This window comes from Pandoraea iniqua (genome assembly GCF_902459685.1).
Lineage (GTDB): Bacteria > Pseudomonadota > Gammaproteobacteria > Burkholderiales > Burkholderiaceae > Pandoraea > Pandoraea iniqua.
In genome coordinates, this window is sequence record NZ_CABPSF010000001.1 from 672604 (window position 1) to 692453 (window position 19850).

19 protein-coding genes are annotated in these 19850 nt (G+C 62.9%); 14 read left to right on the top strand and 5 right to left on the bottom strand.

From position 1 onward, the window contains the following. Positions 1–77: 77 nt before the first annotated feature. Positions 78–1118: a transcriptional regulator GcvA gene (locus tag PIN31009_RS02950; RefSeq protein WP_087689974.1), complete on the bottom strand. Its 1041-nt coding sequence runs from the start codon at positions 1116–1118 to the stop codon at positions 78–80. A 112-nt stretch (positions 1119–1230) separates the two neighbouring features. Here PIN31009_RS02950 and PIN31009_RS02955 point away from each other — a divergent pair, with 112 nt between their 5' ends. The 12 genes from PIN31009_RS02955 (at position 1231) to PIN31009_RS03010 (ending at position 14555) form a co-directional block, all read left to right on the top strand. Then, the gene (locus PIN31009_RS02955; RefSeq protein ID WP_176399109.1) at positions 1231–1551 is read left to right on the top strand and encodes a DUF2917 domain-containing protein; all 321 of its coding nucleotides are present in this window, start codon (positions 1231–1233) and stop codon (positions 1549–1551) included. 183 nt (positions 1552–1734) lie between these two features. Then, complete coding sequence (locus PIN31009_RS02960) at positions 1735–2727, top strand: DMT family transporter (protein ID WP_150789249.1); 993 nt, start codon at positions 1735–1737, stop codon at positions 2725–2727. Between the two features lie 60 nt (positions 2728–2787). Beyond that, positions 2788–3513 (top strand): lipoyl(octanoyl) transferase LipB, encoded by a 726-nt coding sequence (gene lipB / locus PIN31009_RS02965; RefSeq protein WP_150789250.1) that lies wholly within the window; start codon positions 2788–2790, stop codon positions 3511–3513. A 23-nt stretch (positions 3514–3536) separates the two neighbouring features. Next, on the top strand, positions 3537–4541 hold the full coding sequence (gene lipA, locus PIN31009_RS02970; protein WP_058377052.1) for a lipoyl synthase: 1005 nt from the start codon (positions 3537–3539) through the stop codon (positions 4539–4541). A gap of 493 nt (positions 4542–5034) precedes the next feature. Then, entirely contained in the window at positions 5035–5919 is an 885-nt protein-coding gene (locus PIN31009_RS02975) for an N-formylglutamate amidohydrolase (RefSeq protein ID WP_150789251.1), read from the top strand. Beyond that, positions 5919–6698, top strand: coding sequence for an IclR family transcriptional regulator (locus PIN31009_RS02980; RefSeq protein WP_058377054.1), 780 nt, complete (start codon positions 5919–5921; stop codon positions 6696–6698). The genes PIN31009_RS02975 and PIN31009_RS02980 overlap by 1 nt, the downstream gene beginning before the upstream one ends. Before the next feature lie 380 nt (positions 6699–7078). Continuing rightward, positions 7079–8047, top strand: coding sequence for an ABC transporter substrate-binding protein (locus PIN31009_RS02985; protein ID WP_150682939.1), 969 nt, complete (start codon positions 7079–7081; stop codon positions 8045–8047). A 13-nt stretch (positions 8048–8060) separates the two neighbouring features. Continuing rightward, on the top strand, positions 8061–8894 hold the full coding sequence (locus PIN31009_RS02990; RefSeq protein WP_174996909.1) for an ABC transporter permease: 834 nt from the start codon (positions 8061–8063) through the stop codon (positions 8892–8894). A 10-nt stretch (positions 8895–8904) separates the two neighbouring features. After that, entirely contained in the window at positions 8905–9699 is a 795-nt protein-coding gene (locus tag PIN31009_RS02995; RefSeq protein ID WP_058377057.1) for an ABC transporter ATP-binding protein, read from the top strand. Positions 9700–9743: 44 nt separating this feature from the next. Next, positions 9744–11030, top strand: a complete 1287-nt coding sequence (locus PIN31009_RS03000; RefSeq protein WP_150682940.1) for a dicarboxylate/amino acid:cation symporter — start codon at positions 9744–9746, stop codon at positions 11028–11030. A gap of 196 nt (positions 11031–11226) precedes the next feature. Then, complete coding sequence (locus PIN31009_RS03005) at positions 11227–13212, top strand: sensor histidine kinase (protein WP_150789252.1); 1986 nt, start codon at positions 11227–11229, stop codon at positions 13210–13212. Further along, on the top strand, positions 13209–14555 hold the full coding sequence (locus PIN31009_RS03010; protein WP_174996911.1) for a sigma-54-dependent transcriptional regulator: 1347 nt from the start codon (positions 13209–13211) through the stop codon (positions 14553–14555). The genes PIN31009_RS03005 and PIN31009_RS03010 overlap by 4 nt, the downstream gene beginning before the upstream one ends. A gap of 74 nt (positions 14556–14629) precedes the next feature. Here PIN31009_RS03010 and PIN31009_RS03015 read toward each other — a convergent pair whose 3' ends face one another. Together PIN31009_RS03015 and PIN31009_RS03020 are read right to left on the bottom strand one after the other, a co-directional pair. Further along, positions 14630–15154: a TlpA disulfide reductase family protein gene (locus tag PIN31009_RS03015; RefSeq protein WP_150789253.1), complete on the bottom strand. Its 525-nt coding sequence runs from the start codon at positions 15152–15154 to the stop codon at positions 14630–14632. Positions 15155–15226: 72 nt separating this feature from the next. Then, complete coding sequence (locus tag PIN31009_RS03020) at positions 15227–15718, bottom strand: thioredoxin domain-containing protein (protein WP_174995955.1); 492 nt, start codon at positions 15716–15718, stop codon at positions 15227–15229. Between the two features lie 244 nt (positions 15719–15962). On the opposite strand from PIN31009_RS03020, the gene PIN31009_RS03025 reads away from it, so the two are divergent. Next, positions 15963–16457: a hypothetical protein gene (locus PIN31009_RS03025; protein WP_150789255.1), complete on the top strand. Its 495-nt coding sequence runs from the start codon at positions 15963–15965 to the stop codon at positions 16455–16457. Between the two features lie 55 nt (positions 16458–16512). On the opposite strand, the gene PIN31009_RS03030 is transcribed toward PIN31009_RS03025, so the two are convergent. Continuing rightward, positions 16513–18102, bottom strand: coding sequence for a YifB family Mg chelatase-like AAA ATPase (locus tag PIN31009_RS03030; RefSeq protein ID WP_150789256.1), 1590 nt, complete (start codon positions 18100–18102; stop codon positions 16513–16515). Positions 18103–18371: 269 nt separating this feature from the next. After that, positions 18372–18620: an accessory factor UbiK family protein gene (locus tag PIN31009_RS03035; RefSeq protein ID WP_140413415.1), complete on the bottom strand. Its 249-nt coding sequence runs from the start codon at positions 18618–18620 to the stop codon at positions 18372–18374. Between the two features lie 384 nt (positions 18621–19004). Between PIN31009_RS03035 and PIN31009_RS03040 the strand changes: the two genes are divergently transcribed. After that, positions 19005–19844, top strand: a complete 840-nt coding sequence (locus PIN31009_RS03040) for a TorF family putative porin (RefSeq protein WP_150682946.1) — start codon at positions 19005–19007, stop codon at positions 19842–19844. Positions 19845–19850 lie beyond the last annotated feature (6 nt).

Here is a 19850-nt window from a genome sequence, read left to right on the forward strand (position 1 = left end):
GACACGCCACGCGCGATGCGGGTGGCGTGTTACTCGTGCGGTATTCATGGAGTACTCAGGCGACATTCACGCCGCATTCACGCATGCGTCGGTGCGCCGTCGTCCGGCGGTAGCGCCGGTGCCAGCCCTAACTGAGCGTCCGTCGTCAGCGTGCCTGCGGTAGACGCCATGCCGGCCGCGAGCGCTTCAGGGCTCGCCTGCGCCGGACGGCGCTGCATATGCATCACGGCCTCGAAAGCCGCCATTTCCTCCAGAAACCACGTGCGAAACGCTTGCACGCGCTGTGTTTCCAGCACCCCCGGCGGACACACGAAGTAGTAATCCCATTCGCACGGCGTATCGACATCCGACAGGCGCACCAGCCGCCCCGCCATGATGTCGCCCACCGCCAGCGAGCGCCGCACCAGCGCCACGCCCTGACCAACGATGGCCGCTTGCGAAAGCATCCCCGAATCCTGATACATCATCCCCTGCGTCGGCTCGGGAATATCGAAGCCGGCCGCCGCAAACCATGGCGACCACGGCTCGCCCTCCGAGCGTAACAACGTGCTGTGCCGCAATTCCGCCGCCGACTGGGGCAGGCGCCCGCTGTTGTAGGTCGGCGCGCAGGCGGGGAAGAACACGTCTTCGAGCACTTTTTCGATGTGCAGGCCGGGCCAGTTGCCCTTGCCCATGCGCAGGGCGATGTCGACGTCGTCGCGCTCGAAGTCGATCAGCTCGGCGCTGCAACGCAGCTCCACTTCCAGTTCGGGATGCCGGTCGATGAAGCGCCCGATACGCGGCGTGAGCCAGCGGCTGGCGAACGACGGCATGGTGGTGAGCACCAATCGCCGTTCGCTGCGAGTCCCTGCCTGCAACTTGCGGGTGGCCTGCGCGATATCGCCGAGCGCGGCACGGATCGACACCGCGTACTGCCGGCCAGCCGCCGTCAGGCTGATGCGCTTGCCGTTGCGGGCAAACAACTGCGTGCCCAGTTCCTGCTCCAGCGCGCGAATCTGATGGCTGATGGCGCCGTGCGTGACGAACAGCTCCTCGGCCGCGCGGGAGAAACTCTCCAGACGCGCAGCCGCTTCGAACGCGCGCAGAGCACTCAGATTGGGAAGTCTCCGAAGATCCATGTGAGCTTTATTCGCAAGGCCGTGAAAATATGTCGTTTGGTTAAGCGCTTGGCAGTCCCTATGATTCAGTCATTGTCTCGCACTGAGTGGGGGTCGTAAAATGCAAAACAATTTGACAAAGGTCCAGTATTTTTACGGCATCCGGCCGGGCGAAGTCGTCAGTCTCGACTTGCACCATGAGCATACGCTCGTCGCACGCGGTGCGGCAGTCTGGGTGACGCGAGCCGGCGATCCGCGCGATTACTGGCTGATGCCGGGGCAACGCCTCGCCGTGGAGCCGGGCCGCCGTTACTGGGTGTCGTCGGACGACGGCGCTGAGGCCGAGCTGGAGCGCGAAGTGGCGCATCGTTTCCCGCTGGTGCGCGAGCTGCGCCGCTGGCTGGCGGGGCGTCGTGCGGCACGTGAGGCGAATTCCTGCGCATCTGCCGCTTGATTTGCCTGCGGGCCAACGGCCCTCGTGGGTTTCCACAACCGTCAAACTTCACGCGTTCTCGCGGCAGATGATGCTGCGGAGCGCGTGAGTCGTTTTAAACATTCACTTGATGTCAATTGAATTCACATCAAGGCGCGCAATAATCAAACGAAAATACGCTGCGATAGCGGGAGATTTGACTGAATGACGCAAGGTTCTACGCCGGCTGGTACGACGCCGGTCGCTTCCCAACTCGCCGCTTCCACGCCGGTTAAGCCCGGCAACACGGGGCAAGGCGCACCGGACGCCCATGCCGACGAGCGTCTGGGCCGCTGGCTGATGGTCGCCGCGATGGTGATTTCCGGCACGATCGGCTACTTCGTGCTGATGTCCGGGCAGCCGGCGCTCAACGTGGTGTTCTTCCGGTGCCTGATCGGCGCGGCCAGTCTGTGCCTGTGGTGCGCGTATCGCGGCTACTGGCGCGGCTTGCGGCTGGCGCGCTGGCAGATTGTGAACGTGACGCTCGGGGCCATTACCCTCGTGTCGAACTGGTTTTTCCTGTTCAGCGCTTACAAGCTCACATCCGTGGGCATCACGACGGTGGTCTACAACGTTCAGCCGTTCCTGCTGGTCATGGCGAGCGCCATCATCACGCGCGAGCGGCCATCGATGGCGACCCTCGGGTTTCTCGGTCTGGCGTTCGCAGGGCTGGTGATTCTGGCTGAGCCGGGCGGCGTGCACGGCGCGGGCTACCTGCTGGGCGTGGCGAGCGCGCTGGCAGCGGCGTCGCTCTATGCCGCGACCACGTTATTCACTAAGAAGCTGGCCGGCACCCTTCGGCCGGAGATCATTGCCGCGCTGCACATGGTGATCGGCGCAGTGGTGTTCGTGTGGATGGCCGATTTCGGGCACCTCCCGGGCGGCCCCCGTCAGGTGGGCGCAATCGTCACATTGGGCCTGTTCCACACGACCTTCATGTATCTGCTGCTGTACGGCGCGTTCCAGAAGGCGTCGACGTCGAGCCTTGCCGTGTTCGGCTTCGTGTATCCGGTGGTGGCGGTGGCCGTCGACTTCCTGGCGTTCGGCATCGTGTTGCACCCGACCCAATGGCTGGGCGGCGCGATGATTCTGGTCGCGGCCGGATGCTATGCCCGGGGGCTGGGCGCAACGCCAGCAAAGAAGACAAGTGCGGCTTGAGCGTGAACTTCGCCGCGTCGGTCCGAGCAAGACGCGGCGGGTTTCGTTAAAATCGCGTTCATGACCTCCCCGATCGAAGTGTGCTGGCGCGGCACCGAAGACTACGCCACATCGTTCGACGCCATGCGCGCCTACACCGATGCGCGTGGCGCGCACGGCCCGGATCAACTCTGGATCGTCCAGCATCCCCCCGTTTATACGCTGGGACTCGCCGGCGACCCGGCTCACCTGCTTATCGCCGATAGCGGCATTCCCCTCGTCAAAGTCGACCGTGGCGGCCAAATCACGTATCACGGCCCCGGCCAAGTGGTGATTTATCTGCTCGTAGACCTGCGCCGCCGCAAGCTTGGCGTGCGCGAACTGGTACGGCTGATCGAGCAGGCGGTGATTGATACCCTTGGAGCGTATAATCTCGCTGTTGAGCGCCGGGCTGGCGCGCCGGGCATCTATGTGAGCCCGGGCGACGGCACCGAAGCGCATGCTGGCGCGAAAATCGCCGCTCTCGGGTTGAAAATCCGCAACGGATGCAGTTATCACGGCGTGTCATTGAACGTCGCGATGGATTTGCGCCCGTTCGACTGGATCAATCCGTGCGGTTACGCCGGTTTGCAAACCGTAGACATGGCCACGCTCGGCGTGGCCCCCCGCTGGGACGAAGTGGCCGCGCGACTGGCGCAGCAACTCGGCCATCACCTCGAACAGCACCCCGCGTCGGCCGATGCCGCGCCACCCGCCGACGCTGCGCCCCACGCAGACTCGGCGGCCAGCGCGAACGCCGCCGCCTGAATGGACGCCTGGAAAGCCCCATCATGACCACCACCGTGAACGACACCGCGAGCAAGGAAGTTCGCACGATCGATGGCGAATACGACGCCACCGCCAAGCAAAAGTCGCAAGCCAAGACGGCGCGCATCCCGATCAAGATCGTGCCGATCGAGCGGTTGAAGAAGCCGGACTGGATTCGCGTGAAGGCGGCGACGCATACGTCGCGGTTCTACGAGATCAAGCAGATTTTGCGCGAGCACAACCTTCACACCGTGTGTGAAGAGGCAAGCTGCCCGAATATCGGCGAGTGCTTCGGTAAAGGCACGGCCACCTTCATGATCATGGGCGACAAGTGCACGCGCCGTTGCCCGTTCTGCGACGTGGGCCATGGCCGTCCGGACCCGCTCGACGTGGACGAGCCGCTGAACCTCGCGAAGACCATCGCGGCAATGCGCCTGAAGTACGTGGTGATCACCAGCGTCGACCGTGACGACCTGCGCGACGGCGGTGCTCAGCACTTTGTCGATTGCATTCGTCACGTGCGCGAGCTCTCGCCGCAGACCCGCATCGAAATCCTGACGCCGGACTTCCGCGCGCGTCTGGACCGTGCGCTGGGCATCCTCAACGCTGCCCCGCCCGATGTGATGAACCACAATCTCGAGACGGTGCCGCGCCTGTACAAGGAAGCGCGTCCGGGCTCGGACTATCAGCATTCGCTGACGTTGCTCAAGGAATTCAAGGCCGCGCATCCGGACGTTTCGACGAAGTCGGGCCTGATGGTCGGTCTGGGCGAGACGGATGAGGAAATTCTGGAAGTGATGCGCGATCTGCGTGCCCACAATGTCGACATGCTGACGATCGGCCAGTATCTCCAGCCGTCGGAGCACCACCTCGCGGTGCGTCGTTATGTGACTCCGGACACCTTCAAGATGTTCGAAGAAGAGGCCTACAAGATGGGCTTCACGCATGCGGCAGTGGGCGCGATGGTGCGTTCGAGCTATCACGCTGACGTGCAGGCACACGAAGCCGGCGTGGCCGACGCTATCTGACGCGATCGAAGCGGACTGCGCGCCATCGGGCCAAAACCCGAAGCCAGTTGAAGTAAAAAAGCAGCGGACTGTCCCAGACAGTCCGCTTTTTTATTGGGCGAAGCGCATAGCATGTGCAGCGGGGTCGGGTGTTGCGAGGTGCCGGTAGTCGTATTTCGAGCGCCGGCGTATTTCACGCGCCGGAAAAGTCATTACGAGCCATCACACACGTTGCCCGGTTCATCACGTAATACGCTCGTGAAACGCCTGCGACCGCAGGCAAAACCTGCCGAACGCTGGCCGTTCTACTGACAACTTCGGCTAATTCACTCGCCTGCATCGGTAACTCACCGGCGGCCGCGCCGAAATATGTTGTAACAACCATCACCTTGTCGGCCCCTCGACGTTGTTTCAGAATATTGAAACCTTGTTTTGCTGGTCAAAACGAAGGGCTCGCCATTCTGCGATTCCGTTAGTCGTGAGCGAGCGTTCCGAACGTACGCGAGGAGACGGCATGTCCCGTCAGGTCACCGAGGGCCGATATTTTGTGGAAGCGCCGCAAGCCGGGCGAGGGGGGCAATTGTGCCGCCTGCCGCTGGTCTTCGACGCACCGCACAGCGGCCAGGTGTTCCCGCCCGACTTCGACACCATCGCGCCGACGGCAGCGATTCACGCGTGCGGCGACGCCTATGTCGACGAACTGTGGTCCATCGTCACGCAACACGGCGCGACGCTCGTTGCCGCCCTGTTTCCGCGTGCCTATATCGATCCGAATCGCGCGGTCCACGACCTCGACCCCGAGTTGCTCGCGAGCCTGTGGCCGCACGACGCCCGGCCCGAGGCGTATAGCGAACGCGGCGTCGGCCTGCTGCACCGCTTTGCCGCGCCGAACGTGCCGCTCTACGACCGCCGCCTGAGCGTGGCCGAAGTGGAGCGCCGCATCAACGATTACTACCTGCCGTACCGTCAGGCGTTGCGCGACGCGCTCGACGCCGCCCGCAACGAATACGGCGTGGTCTGGCATCTCGATTGCCACTCCATGAGCTCACGTGGCGGCGCACTCGACCCCGATGCGGGGATGTCGCGCGCCGACGTGATCGTGAGCGACTACGACGGCACCACGGCCGACCCCGCGTTCTCGCAATGGCTGGTCGACGAGTTCACGCGACTGGGTTTTCGCGTCGCCTACAACACGCCATATCGCGGTGGCGACATCGTGCGCCACTTCGGCCGGCCCGCCGAGCGTCGGCACAGCGTGCAGATCGAGCTGAACCGGGCGCTCTACATGAATGAATCACGCGACGAGAAACATGAAGGTTTCTCGTCGCTGCAATCGCAACTTGGGCAATTTGCGGCGGCGCTCGCCGCGTATGCCGAACAACATAGCGAGGAAGCTTGATGGACTACACAGTCGCTTCGGTCGACACGGCGCTTTCGCTGCTGTCGCTGGTCGGGGAATGCCCCGGTCTGGGTGTGACGGAACTGGCGCAACGCGCCGGCCTGAACAAGTCGCGTGCCTTTCGCCTGCTGGCGACGCTCGAACAGCATCGCTGGGTCGTGCGAGAGGGCAGCCCCGTCACTTACGTACTCGGTGCGCAAGCGCTGGTGCTGGGCGTGGCCGGCCACGAGCAGGTGAATCTGGTGAAGGTGGCGCATCGCCATATCCAGTCGCTCAACCGCGCGCTCAACGAAAACATTCAACTGCGTGTGCGCGACGGCCTTGAGTCGTTGTGCGTCGCTCGCGTGGAGTCGACCCACGAACTGCGCGTACACGGCGTGGTCGGCAATCGCCGCCCGCTGTATGTTGGCGCGTCGGGCCGCGTGCTGCTGGCGTTTGCGTCGGACGACGTGCGCGCGCAGGTGCTGGGCCGTCCGCGTAAGCGCTTCACGGCCGGCACGCTGATCGAGCGTGACGAGCTGGCGGCGGAACTGCTCAACGTGCGTACGCAAGACTGCGCCGTAAGCTTCGGCGAACTGGCCCCCGAGGCCGTCTCGGTCGCCGTGCCGGTGCGTGATGCGTCGGGCGAAGTGATTGCATCGTTGTCGGCGTCGGGCCCGTCCTCGCGCATGACCCGCGCGTTGCTGCCGGACATCTCGTCGCGCCTGTCGACCTGCGCTGCGGAAATCTCCGCCGAGCTGGGTTATCAGGTGCAGGTGCCGGAAGTGCTCTCGGCCTAAGGCCGTTACAGCCGCCACAGCCGCTATAGCCGCCAGACCATTGTCTTAAACGGGCCGACGCTTCAAGCGCGTCGGCCCGTTGTTTCGTCATCTCCCCGCGACGGATTTTTCATCGTTCCGTTGTGCGGCCGCAGCCTCGGGGTTTGCCCCCATCCGCCTCGCGCAATTTCCCGATTTCACCGGAAATTCTGGAAATCCAGAAACAATATTCCGTGATTTTCCGGATTTCCGTATACCCGACCATCGGGTTTTCCACACTTTCTCTCAAATAAATCAAAGACATAAGTTGCTGGCACGACTATTGCTTTGTAACGCGCGTGCTGCTGCGTTGTCTGGATTCCCGACAACGCGCAAGCCGATCTAATAAGAGAGGAGACCTTATGTTCAAGCAATGTCTTGCCGCCGCGGCCTTGTGCGCGGTTTCGCTGCACGCTTTCGCCGACGATCTGGTGCGTTTGGGCAACCTGAAGTTTGCCCACTACGGCGCCGTGTCGTACATGAAAGTCATTGGCCCGAAATACGGCCTGAAGATCGAAGAGCGCATGTTCGCGAAGGGCGTGGACATCATGCCGGCGATCGTTGCAGGTCAGATCGACGTGTCGGCAAGCGCGCTTGACGCCGCCATTGCAGGTCGTGCGCAGGGGGCGCCGATTTACGCTGTGGCCGGTTTCGCCAAGGGCGGCGTGCGTCTGGTAGCCAAGAAAGGCTCGCCGATCACCAAGGTGGCCGACCTCAAGGGCAAGAAAGTGGGCGTGGCCCGTGGCGGCGCGCAGGAACTCATTCTCTACGCAGAACTGGCCAAAGCCGGCCTCACTTGGTCGGATCAGCCGGGCAAAGACGTGCAGATCATGTTCATGGCTTTCGCCGACCTGAATCAGGCGCTTGCCGCGGGCAGCATCGATGCCATGTGCCAGTCTGAGCCGCAGGCGTCGCAAGCCATCAACAAGGGCTTCGGCGTGGAAGTGCTCAAGCCGTACGACACGCCCATTGGCGAGCCGGTGCGCGCACTCGTGATCACCGAAAAGCTCTACAAAGAAAAGCCGGACGTCGCCCAGCGCCTGATGTACGCGTTCGTCGAAGCGACCGACTACTTCATCAAGAACCCGCAAGCGGCCGAGAAGTACGTGCGTGAAGACATGTTCAAGAACCAGATCACCACGCAGGACTTCACCGATGCTATCGGCAACTCGCCGTACAGCTACGATCTGAGCACCAAGCACGTGCAACTGACCACCGACCTGATGAAGCAGTACGGCGTGGGCAAGCTGCAAGATCCGGTGCCGAAGGCTAACGACTGGGTCAAGCTTGACCTGCTCGCCAATGCCAAGACCAAGCTGAACATCAAGTAAGGCGAGGTCACTAGTGGCAGCTGTTCTGGCGTCTTCCAGCACGCGCTCGTCGCGCGTGCTACGCGGCGTGTTGATTCCGCTCTCGGTCGTGGTGATCTGGCAGATCGTCACCGGCCTTGGGTGGATCAACCCGATCATTCTTCCGTCGCCGCTCGCCGTCGTGGCCAAGTGGTGGCAGTACCTCAAGCCGACCGTGACGATGGCCGAAGGCATCGGCGCATGGCTGCATTCGAGCGAGCTGCTCACCGATGCGGCCAACAGTCTCTATCGCGTGATCATGGGCTTTCTGGTCGGCACGGTGATTGCCCTGCCGCTCGGTCTGCTCATGGGCACGAGCACCCGCGTCTACGGCCTGTTCAACCCGCTGGTGCAGGTGGTGCGCCCGATTCCCCCGATCGCGTACATCCCGCTGGCCATTCTGTGGTTCGGTCTCGGCAACCCGCCGGCGTTCTTCCTCATTGCGCTGGGCGCGTTTTTCCCGGTGCTGATGAACACGATCGCCGGGGTGCGCCACGTCGACGGCATCTATCTGCGCGCGGCCCGCAATCTCGGTGCAGGCCAGTTCACGATCTTCCGCCGCGTGATCATGCCGGCGGCCACGCCGTACATCCTGTCGGGCATTCGCATCGGTATCGGTACCGCTTTCATCGTGGTGATCGTGGCCGAAATGATTGCCGTGAACAACGGCCTCGGCTACCGCATTCTGGAAGCGCGCGAGTACATGTGGTCCGACAAGATCATCGCCGGCATGTTGACCATCGGCCTGCTCGGTCTGGTGATCGATCTGGGCATGGATCGTCTCAATAACCACCTGCTCAAGTGGCATCGTGGTCTGGAAACCAAGTGAGGCGAACGACATGCTGATCGAAATCGAACACGTTAACAAACAGTTCGCCGTTCCCGGCGGCACCGTCGATGCGCTCAAGAACATCGACCTGAAGATTGGTACGGGCGAGTTCGTCTGCCTGCTGGGGCCTTCGGGCTGCGGCAAGTCGACGCTGCTCAACGCGCTGGCCGGCTTCGTGCAGCCCACCTCGGGCGCGATTCGTATCGACGGCCGCGCCGATGCGGCCGCCGAGCCGGGTCCGGACCGCGGCATGGTGTTCCAGGAGTACGCGCTGTTCCCGTGGATGACCGTGGCGCAGAACATTGCGTTCGGACTGGAAATCAAGGGCATGAAGCGCGCCGAGATCAACGAGCGCGTGGACCTGCTGCTGGGAAAACTCAATTTGCGCGAGTTCCGCGAGCGGTTTCCGCGCGACCTGTCGGGTGGCATGCGTCAGCGTGTGGCGATTGCCCGCGTACTGGCGCTCGACAGCCCGATCATGCTCATGGACGAGCCGTTCGGCGCGCTCGACGCGCTCACGCGTCGTACGTTGCAGGACGAGCTGCTGCGCATCTGGGAGGAATTCAAGAAGACGATCATTTTCGTCACACACAGCATCGAGGAGTCGATCTATCTGGCCGACCGGGTCGTCGTCATGACGTACCGGCCGGGCACGGTCAAGCGGGACATGGCAATCGAATTGCCACGCCCGCGCGACACGGCAGGCAGCGAATTCAATGAATTGAAGAAGGAGCTGGCCCAGATGGTGATGGAGGAGCAAATGCGCTTCGCGCAAAGCGAGATCCGCGGGGTCACCGCAGATTAATAACAAGGGCGGTGGCTTGCCCCGCCGCCTGAAGAGGAAACAACATGCAAACGAAGACCAAGAAACCCTTTTATCGCATCCTGTACGTACAGGTGCTGATCGCCATCGTCATCGGCGTGCTGCTCGGCCACTTCAAGCCCGATCTGGCCGTGCAGATGAAGCCGCTCGGCGATGCGTTCATCAAGCTGATCAAGATGATCATCGGCCCGGTGATCTTCTGTACCGTCGTGACCGGTATTGCCGGCATGGAAGACATGAAGAAGGTCGGCCGCGTTGGCGGTAAGGCCCTGATCTACTTCGAAGTCGTCTCGACGCTCGCACTGATCATCGGTTTGATGGCGACGCACATCCTGAAGCCGGGTGCCGGCTTCAACGTCGACATCAGCACGCTCGATCCGAAGGCGATCGCGGGCTATGCCGAGAAGGCTGCGCACGGCGACACGTTCGTCGACTTCCTGCTGCACCTGATCCCGAACACCATCACCGATGCGTTCGCCAAGGGTGAGATTCTTCAGATCCTCGTGATCGCTATCCTGTTCGGTGCCGCGTTGGGCATGATCGGTGAGCGCGGCCGCGTGGTGACGGGCTGGATCGACAGCGTCTCGGGCGTGCTGTTCCGTGTGGTGCACATCATCACCAAGGTTGCGCCGCTGGGCGCCTTCGGTGCGATGGCCTTCACGATCGGCAAGTACGGTATCGCGTCGCTGGTGCCGCTCGCCAAGCTCATGGGCACGTTCTACCTGACGTCGTTCCTGTTCGTGATCGTCGTGCTGGGTCTGATTGCCAAGTTCACCGGATTCTCGATCTTCCGCTTCCTCGCTTACATCAAGGAAGAGCTGCTGATCGTGCTGGGTACGAGCTCGTCGGAAGCTGCGCTGCCGCACCTGATGGAAAAGATGGAGAAGGCCGGTTGCTCGAAGTCGGTGGTGGGTCTGGTGATCCCGACCGGTTACTCGTTCAACCTGGACGGCACGAACATCTACATGACGATGGCCGTGCTGTTCATCGCACAAGCGACGAACATCGATCTGACGTGGGGCCAACAGCTCACGCTGCTCGCCGTGGCGATGCTGACCTCGAAGGGCGCCTCGGGCGTGACCGGCGCGGGCTTCATCACGCTGGCCGCAACGCTGGCTGTGATTCCGACGATTCCGGTCGCCGGGATGGTGCTGATTCTCGGTATCGATCGCTTCATGAGCGAGTGCCGTGCCCTGACGAACATCTGCGGCAACGGCGTTGCCACGATCGTTGTGTCGGCCTGGGAAAAGGAACTGGACCGCAAGAAGCTCGCCGAAGCGATGTCGGGCAAGAAGGGTCCTGAGCTGGCCTGATGGCCAGCCGGTGGCGGGGGCAGGTTGCCTCGCGACCGGGAACATTCGCCACCGGGCGGTGCGGCACAGGCACAATAGCGCCTGAGCTTCGCCGCCCGGTGGTCCTTTGGTTCCGCGATGACGACAGGCTGTGCAATACGCGCTGCCTGCCGCCATCGCCTGAACCGGCAATGCAAGAGGCGTAATACCGCCAACAATGGCCACCCCGCAAGACAATTCGATCCGCGCACGTCAGAGCGATCTCCCGCCGGGAGCCATCGCATCGCACGTGAGCCCTGCGGACCGCCGGCGCGACGAAGTCCCGATCGAACTCGAGAGGACTGTGCCGATGCGCCGTTGGATGTGGATCGCCGCCATGCTGGTGGTGAGCACGCTGTTTTGCTGGTTGACGTATGCGCTGAGCTGGCAGCGCGGCGTGGCCGACCTGCGCGTGAACGCCGGTGCGCGCGTGGAGCGCTACGCCGGCAGCTTGCGCAGCACCGTCGATCGCTACGAATTCCTGCCGTATCTGCTCTCGCTGCATCCGTATGTGCACGATTTGCTGCTGCACCCCGAGGACCGTGCGGTGGTGCAGCGCGCCAACGACTATCTGTTCGATGTGAATCAGCGCGCGAAGGCGTCGGCGGCGTACGTCATCGATGCCAAGGGGCTGGCACTGGCCGCCAGTAACTGGCGCGAGAAGGCCACGTTCGTCGGGCAGGAGTACCGCTTCCGGCCGTACTTCATCGACGCGATCGGCGGCGGGCTGGGGCGGTTTTACGGGGTGGGCACCACGTCGGGTGAGCCGGGTTACTTCGTGTCGCAGGCGATTCTGGTCGACGGCAAGATTCAGGGCGTGGTCGTCGTCAAACTGAATCTGGAATGGTTTCAGCGCGCCGGGGCCGATGCTTCGGAGCCGGTGGTGGTGGCGGACGATCACGGCGTCGTGTTTTTGTCGTCGGAGCCGCGCTGGCAGTATCGTGCGCTCGCGCCATTGACCCCGGAGGTGACGGCGGCGCTGGCGAGTACGCGGCAGTATTACAACCAGCACGTCACGCCGCTTAACTGGAGTGCCGACGAGCGGCTGGATGCCGACGGCGAAGTCGTGACCGTGCGCGACGGGCGTGGCGCAGGTAAGACGCGGCGGTTTCTCGCCGTGCAGCGCAAGCTTGGCGAACCCGACTGGACGCTGATGTATTTCGCGCCGCTCGATCAGGTGATTGCCAACGCGCGTATTGCGGCGGTCGCGGCGGCATGTCTGGCGGCGTTCACGTGTTTGCTGGGCGTGGCATGGAACCAGCGTCGTCAGCGGGTTCGCGATATGTTGAAGAGCCGCGAGTTGCTGCAATCGGCGTATGCGGAGTTGGGCGAGCGCGTGGCCGAACGCACGGCTGATCTGCAATCGGCTAACGAGCGCTTGCAGACCGAAGTGCAGGAGCGCTCGCGCACCGAGCATGAATTGCGTGATGCGCAGAGCGAACTGGTGCAGGCGTCGAAACTGGTGGCGCTTGGGCAGATGGCGGCCGGTATCACGCATGAATTGAATCAGCCGCTCTCCGCGCTGCGTAGCTTCTCGGATAACACGCGCGTGTTGCTCGACCGCGAGGAATACGGCGCGGCACGCGAGAACCTTGAGGCGATTGCGTCGCTGACCGATCGCATGGGGCGCATCACGGGCCAGTTGCGATTGTTTGCCGGACGCGCGCGACGGGGTGACAGCGAGGCATCGGTGCGCCGCGCGCTCGATAACACGATGATGTTGTTGCGCGGGCGTATGGCAGGGATTCAGGTGACGGAGACGTTTGCCGAAGGGCTCGCCGACGTGCAGGTGGCCTGCGAGAGTCTGCGGCTCGAGCAGGTGTTGATCAATGTGGTGGGTAACGCCATCGACGCGGTGGTGAGTGTGCCGCAACCGCAGGCGCAGCCGTCGATCTGGATCGACGTGGATGCGGATACCCGGTGGGTGCGCATTTATGTGCGCGATAACGGGCCCGGTATTGCAGAGGCGCATATTCCGCGTCTGTTCGAACCGTTTTTCAGTACCAAGGAGGGTGGTCAGGGTATGGGACTCGGACTCGCCATCTCATCGTCCATCGCTCAGGAAAACGGCGGCCAATTGGTCGCCCGTAATGTGCCGGGTGGTGGTGCGGAATTTCTCGTGACGCTGCGCCGCGTACCTCGCGCCAGCGGGGCAATCGAATGATGTACAAGAACCTGCAAATTCTCTTCGTCGAAGACGACGAACTCGTGCGGCGCGCGACGCTGCAAAGCTTGCAACTCGCAGGTCTGGACGCTTTCGGACTCGCGTCTGCCGAAGCGGCGCGCGAACGCATTACGCCGGACTTCGCCGGCATCGTGGTCTCCGACATTCGACTCATCGGCATGAGCGGGCTGGAGTTGCTCGCGCATCTGCGCCAGCACGCCCCGGAAGTGCCGGTGATTCTCGTGACCGGGCACGGCGATATTTCGATGGCCGTGCAGGCGATTCGCGACGGCGCTTACGATTTCATCGAAAAGCCTTTTGCGCCGGACCGACTTATCGAATCGGCCAAACGCGCGCTCGAGACGCGCAAGCTCATGCTGGAGAATCAGGCACTTCGCCGGGAACTGGCGGAGCAGGGCGGACGTGCATCACGCATCATCGGACGCAGCCCGTCGATGGAGACCATGCGCACGCTGATTGCCAACGTCGCCATGACGGATGCACCGGTGCTGATCAACGGCGATACCGGCACGGGCAAGGAGTTGGTCGCACGCAGTCTGCATGAACTGTCGCGGCGCCGTGACGCGCCGTTTGTTGCGCTCAACTGCGGTGCGTTGCCGGAGGCGATCTTCGAGAGCGAGATGTTCGGCCACGAAGTCGGCGCGTTCACCGGCGCGGCCAAGCGGCGCATCGGCAAGCTGGAGCATGCGTCGGGCGGCACGCTTTTCCTCGACGAGATCGAGAGCATGCCGGCGGCGTTGCAGGTCAAGCTGCTGCGCGTGTTGCAGGACGGCGTGCTTGAGCGGCTTGGCTCGAACCAGATGATTCGCGTGGATTGCCGCGTGGTGGCGGCGGCCAAGGGCGACATGGAGCAACTGGTGCGTGAGGGCACGTTCCGGCGCGACTTGTATTACCGGTTGAATGTGGTGACGCTGGCATTGCCGCCGTTGCGTGAACGGCGTGAGGACATCGTGCCGCTGTTCGAGCACTTTCTGCTGGATGCGGCAGTGCGTTATGGACGGCCTGCGCCGCTGGTGACGGAGCGCATGCGCCAAGAGCTGATGCAGTCGGACTGGCCGGGCAACGTGCGTGAGTTGCGCAATGCCGCGGACCGTCTGGTGCTGGGCGTGGCGAGTGCGTCGCAAGACGATTCGCACGCGCCGTTGCCGCTCAAAGAGCAGGTGGAGCGCTTCGAGCGGGCGGTGTTGCAAGAGGCGCTGGACCACAGCAAAGGCAATGTCGCGGCGACGGCCGAGGCGCTGCATGTGCCTAAGGCGACGCTGTACGAAAAGCTCAAGCGTTATGGTTTGCAGACGAAAGGGCAGGGTGAGGGGGAGCGGTAAGCCATTCACACGATGCTGCGAGCAACAAAAAAGCGCCCTAGGGCGCTTTTTGTTTGATGCGTTCGTGAAATGCGTCAGGCTTGTTTGGCCAGTGCCTTTTCGATCAGCTTGTCGAGTTCGGCGTATTCCGGTTCACCGACGTACTGCTTGAGCACGTGGCCATTGCGATCGACCACGAAGGTCGTCGGCGTGAGTTGCACGTTGCCGTATTGCTTGGCCACGCTGCCGTCGGAATCCATCGCCACCTTGAACGGCAGTTGACGCGACTGCGCGTAGTTCATGACGTACATCGGCGGGTCATAGCTCATCGCCACGGCGACGAATTCCAGCCCTTGGCCTTTGTACTTTTCGTACGTCTGCACCATCGTCGGCATTTCCTTCATGCACGTCACGCAGCTCGTCGCCCAGAAGTTCACCAGATAGACCTTGCCCTTGAGTTGCGCGGGGCTCAGCTTCTGACCCGACAGCAGCGTGAAGGTCGCTTGCGGCGCGCGTTTCTGACCGGCAAACGTGAAGTACGCGGCAACGGCCACGACGACGATGACCGCGACGGCGAGAATCTTGCCCAGAGGGGACTTGCGAGAGGTCGATGCGCTCATGAAACAGCCAAAGTTGGTTTCGCGGGCGGGGTCGCTTGGCCCCGTTCAGTGACGACGATTCTACTCTGAATCTCAGCGCGTCGTGGTGCCGCTGGCGGCGTGCAAACGCGCGCGGGCATTGGCGATGGCGTCGTCCAGATAGGCGCCGTAGAAGTCGGGCAGACCGGCGCCGATCAACGGGTCGGCAATCGCGCGTCCGTTCGTATCGAGGAACAAAACCGTCGGCGAAACCTTGACACCGTGGGCACGTGCCCACGCGATACCGGTCGTCGTGGTGCCGTCGAAATCACGCACCGGCGCGGCGCTGTCCATGCCGATTTCGCGCACCTCGTACTTGCCGCTGCGCACCAGCGGGGCGAGCTCACGCTGGCGAATCGGTCCGCAATAGACACAGTCGCGAAGTGAGACGAGCACAATCAACGGGGCGTCGAGCGCCACGGCGCGACGTGCATGTGCCGCGAAGTCGGTGGCGGCGGGCAGGGTCACGGCGGTGGCCGTGGTGGCCGTGGATTTCGAGGGCGCGGTCGCGGTTGCGCTGGCGAGCACGGGGCTGACGCTGAGCATTGCTGCCACGACAAGCGCAGCACTTCCCACCCGGCGGAGGATCCGTGCAGGTGTGGCGGGTGTTGTCGCGAGGGTGTCAGAGCCGTGTTTCATGGCGCCGATGATACCGGGTTCCGGCATCGCGCGTTTCTCGTGTCGCAACCGTGGCGCGGGATGACGGATAATGGCCGACTTCCTTCACTGATTCCCGCCCTTCGCTATGAACCGCGTTGTCCGTGTTTTCGTCGCTCTCGGTACTTTGGCAATGCTTGTCGCCTGCACGCCTCGCTACGACTGGCGCGAAGTGCATGACAAGGACGGTGCCTACGCCGTGACGTATCCCGCCAAGCCGACGCAGGATGCCCGCGAAGTGAAGTTCGCCTCCGGCGCGCTGCCGATGCAAATGCAGGCGGCGCGAGTGGAAGCCGCCTTGTTCGCGGTCGGTGTCGTGACCTTGCCGAGCGACGATGCAACGCTGCGCCAGACCGTGCTCACCGAACTGCAACACGGGTTGCTCGCGAATGTGAGCGATACCGCGGCCACGCCGACGCAGGTGATGGTGCGTCAGGCAGGCGACGCGCCGCCGGTGCCGGGACTGGCCGTCGCTGCACAAGGCTTGGCCAGCGACAAGACCGAGCGCTATGTCGCCGCGCGTTTCGTCGGACGCGGCAACCACGTCTATCAGGTGGTCGTGCTTGCCACCAAAGCCCCTGCCAAAGATCAGGTCGATCAGTTCCTCGATTCGTTCACGTTGGAGTGATGCGCTGTTTGTGTGCGTTCGCTGCTGACATGTGTTGTCGATTCGACTTGCGATGTCACGCTGCGCTCGCTTCCCGATACTGCACGGCCTCGGCGATGTGACTGACGTCGATCGCATCGCACGCGGCAAGATCCGCGACGGTGCGTGCGACGCGCAACACCCGATGGTAGGTTCGCGCCGACCAGTGATGTTGCTCGACGGCACGATGCAGCACCGCGCGCGCATCGGCGCATAACGTGCAGTGTGTTTCCAGCGCCCGGCCAGACAGTTGGCAGTTCAATTGGCCTTGCCGCTCGTGTTGACGCTCACGTGCTTCGCGCACGCGCAACGCCACGACGGCACTGCGCTCGCCATGCGACGGACCGGCGAGCGTTTCCGCACTCAACGCCGGGACACCGACATGCAAATCGATGCGGTCCAACAACGGGCCGGATAAACGGTTGCGATAGCGCGCAATCGCATCGCTCGAACAACGGCACGCACGTGATGGATGCCCAAGATCGCCGCACGGACATGGATTCATCGCAGCGATCAATTGGAACGACGCCGGGAACGCCGCGCGCGCAGTGGCCCGCGAGATCGTCACGTGCCCGAGTTCGAGTGGCTCGCGTAACACTTCAAGCACACGTCGCTGAAACTCCGGTAGTTCATCAAGGAACAGGACACCACGGTGAGCGAGACTGATTTCGCCCGGACGTGGTACCGCACCACCGCCCACAAGCGCTGCCGCTGACGCTGTGTGATGGGGGGCTCGAAACGGTCGGACGCCCCAACGGTCGACGTCGAACCCGGTCGCGCTCAAGCTCGCCAGCGTAGCGACTTCCACCGCTTCGGCGGGACTCAATGGCGGCAGCAATGTCGTGAGCCGCATCGCCAGCATCGACTTCCCGGTACCCGGTGGCCCATGCAGTAGCAGATGATGTCCGCCGGCCGCCGCCACTTCGAGCGCGCGCTTGGCGTGATCCTGACCTTTGATGTCGCTCACATCGGGTAAGTCGATCTCTTCATCGGCAACGCTGCGACGACGGACGTTGCTGGACAACTCGGTCTGCGTTGTTCCGAATTCCCTGCCGCTCCCCGCGTTCGGCATCGCCTGCACCCGCGCCTGCGTGAGCCGCACTGCCATTTCCCCCTCGGCCAGATGCGCGCACACGTCGAGCAACGTGCGTGCGCCGTACACCGTCGCGGTTTCCACCAGTGCCGCTTCTTGCGCGTTGGCCAACGGCAGGACCAGCGCGCGTTCCCCGGGCGATGCCGCGACGGCGCTGGCCATGGCCAGTCCGCCGCGAATCGAGCGCAATTCGCCCGTAAGCGACAACTCTCCCGCGAACTCATGTGTGCGCAGCCCCGCTTCAGGCAACTGCCCGCTCGCTGCGAGAATGCCGAGGGCAATCGGCAGATCAAAACAACCCGACGCCTTCGGTAAATCCGCTGGAGCGAGATTGATGGTGATGCGTCGTGCGGGAAATTCAAACCGGCTGTTCTGAAGCGCGCAGCGCACGCGCTCCCGGCTTTCCTTCACCTCGGTATCGGGCAACCCGACCAGCGACAGACCCGGCAACCCGTTCGCCAGATGCACCTCGACGGTGACCGGGTGCGCCGCCATGCCGGTAAGCGCGCGACTGCTGACAACTGCCAATGACATGACATCCCCTTGCGCAATGGACCGTTGTCGATAGTCATCGACGGCAACGGTGCATCGCAACGCCTTATCGCGTCAAAGCGGCGTCGAGAGGGATATTTCGGAATGCAAGCCAGGGATTTACGGCGAGTGCTGCCTGCCGGTCGGACATGTCCGAGGGCAAAAGCGGAATAGCAGCGGAATCGGAGAATATTCCGCGATGAAGATGGCTTGGGCGGACTGCCCATCGCCAGAAACCACAAGGGGCGCCGCAGCGCCCCTATCTGAATCTCTTAGTCCTGCGCTTCGTTGCGCAGGCTTTCAAGCGCCGCGACGCGCTTTTCCAGTGCTTCGAGCTTTTCGCGTGTACGGGCCAGCACCTGCGCCTGCACGTCGAACTCCTCGCGGGTCACCAGATCGAGGCGCGTGAAACCCTGATTCAGCAGGCTTTTGACGTTGCGCTCGATATCCTTGGCGGGCGATTGCTTGAGCATTTCGCTCACCTTGGCTTGCATGTCTTGCAGGATCTCGTTCGGTTTCATAAGCCTTCCTCTCATCATTTCTCCGCACCAACGTGGTGCTTGCACCGACAGTGTGCTTCGCGCCAGTCATCCGGCCGTCTCGCCGTTGCAACGTGGTGCACGGGCACGGGGCCGTCAACGTTGGCGCAACTCTATCACCGTTTTCTGCGTCCAGCCAGCGCGCAGGCCCGCCCAGCCGACCCCTGCCCGGGATGGGGCGGGGCTGCTGCCCGTCTCAGGCCACCTAACGTTCCCCGCAATTTTGCCAATTTTTTATCCCGGAATCCGTATCTTGCGCGACGCAGCGTACCTAAACGCAGGAGCTGGCACGGGAGTTGCTGTACCTGTTCCCGGAACCTGCCGCACGCTGTACCAAGACGAATGATTTCAACTTAGGGGAAAGTGATGAATAAAGTGTCAACTGCGATGGCTGGCTGTGTGTTCTTCGGTGCAATGGCAATGTCGGCTGGCGCTTATGCGCAGGCCGCCGATGGCAGCGCACCCGCGGCAGCGCCCGCTGCCGCACCGGCCGCTGCGGATGCGGCCGCCGAACCGCTGACGGTGACCGCGAACATCGGTCTGTTCTCGGACTACCGTTTCCGTGGCATTTCGCAAACGGGCAAGCGTCCGGCAGTGCAGGGCGGCTTTGACCTCGCACACGAATCCGGTCTGTACGCCGGCGTGTGGGCGTCGAATATCAGCTGGATCTCGGATGGCAACTCGGCGGTCAGCGCACCGATCGAGATGGACTTCTACGGCGGCTGGAAGAAAGAAATCATTCCTGACTGGACCATCGACGTCGGTGGCCTCCAGTACTACTACCCGGGCACGTACCCGTCCGGCACCTTCTACCCGCGTCCGCACACGTTCGAGTTGTACGCGGCAGTGGGCTGGAAAACCATCACGCTGAAGTACTCACACGCCCTCACGCGCCTGTTCGGTCTCGTGGGCCCCAACGGCGAGGACACCTCGGGGAGCGGTTACCTCGACCTGACGGGTACCTATGACACCGGCTTCTGGGGCATCTCGGCCGTCGGTCACGTGGGGCATCAGTGGGTGCATAACTTCAGCGCGGCAAGCTATACCGACTGGAAGATCGGCCTGTCGAAAGACCTCGGCAAGAACTTCTCCGTGTCGGTCGCCTACGTCGACACCAACGCCAAAGAGCAGTACTACACCGCCGCAAACTCGGGCAAAGTGCTTTCCAAGGCCACTGTCGTCGTAAGCGTGTCGAAGACATTCTAAGGAGCG

What these genes read in the sequence shown, in the direction of transcription:
- PIN31009_RS02950 (WP_087689974.1), bottom strand. Translation starts at nt 1,118, where the DNA reads ATGGATCTTCGGAGACTTCCCAATCTGAGTGCTCTGCGCGCGTTCGAA.
- PIN31009_RS02960 (WP_150789249.1), top strand. Translation starts at nt 1,735, where the DNA reads ATGACGCAAGGTTCTACGCCGGCTGGTACGACGCCGGTCGCTTCCCAA.
- lipB (WP_150789250.1), top strand. Translation starts at nt 2,788, where the DNA reads ATGACCTCCCCGATCGAAGTGTGCTGGCGCGGCACCGAAGACTACGCC.
- lipA (WP_058377052.1), top strand. Translation starts at nt 3,537, where the DNA reads ATGACCACCACCGTGAACGACACCGCGAGCAAGGAAGTTCGCACGATC.
- PIN31009_RS02975 (WP_150789251.1), top strand. Translation starts at nt 5,035, where the DNA reads ATGTCCCGTCAGGTCACCGAGGGCCGATATTTTGTGGAAGCGCCGCAA.
- PIN31009_RS02980 (WP_058377054.1), top strand. Translation starts at nt 5,919, where the DNA reads ATGGACTACACAGTCGCTTCGGTCGACACGGCGCTTTCGCTGCTGTCG.
- PIN31009_RS02985 (WP_150682939.1), top strand. Translation starts at nt 7,079, where the DNA reads ATGTTCAAGCAATGTCTTGCCGCCGCGGCCTTGTGCGCGGTTTCGCTG.
- PIN31009_RS02995 (WP_058377057.1), top strand. Translation starts at nt 8,905, where the DNA reads ATGCTGATCGAAATCGAACACGTTAACAAACAGTTCGCCGTTCCCGGC.
- PIN31009_RS03000 (WP_150682940.1), top strand. Translation starts at nt 9,744, where the DNA reads ATGCAAACGAAGACCAAGAAACCCTTTTATCGCATCCTGTACGTACAG.
- PIN31009_RS03005 (WP_150789252.1), top strand. Translation starts at nt 11,227, where the DNA reads ATGGCCACCCCGCAAGACAATTCGATCCGCGCACGTCAGAGCGATCTC.
- PIN31009_RS03010 (WP_174996911.1), top strand. Translation starts at nt 13,209, where the DNA reads ATGATGTACAAGAACCTGCAAATTCTCTTCGTCGAAGACGACGAACTC.
- PIN31009_RS03015 (WP_150789253.1), bottom strand. Translation starts at nt 15,154, where the DNA reads ATGAGCGCATCGACCTCTCGCAAGTCCCCTCTGGGCAAGATTCTCGCC.
- PIN31009_RS03020 (WP_174995955.1), bottom strand. Translation starts at nt 15,718, where the DNA reads ATGCTCAGCGTCAGCCCCGTGCTCGCCAGCGCAACCGCGACCGCGCCC.
- PIN31009_RS03025 (WP_150789255.1), top strand. Translation starts at nt 15,963, where the DNA reads ATGCTTGTCGCCTGCACGCCTCGCTACGACTGGCGCGAAGTGCATGAC.
- PIN31009_RS03030 (WP_150789256.1), bottom strand. Translation starts at nt 18,102, where the DNA reads ATGTCATTGGCAGTTGTCAGCAGTCGCGCGCTTACCGGCATGGCGGCG.
- PIN31009_RS03035 (WP_140413415.1), bottom strand. Translation starts at nt 18,620, where the DNA reads ATGAAACCGAACGAGATCCTGCAAGACATGCAAGCCAAGGTGAGCGAA.
- PIN31009_RS03040 (WP_150682946.1), top strand. Translation starts at nt 19,005, where the DNA reads ATGAATAAAGTGTCAACTGCGATGGCTGGCTGTGTGTTCTTCGGTGCA.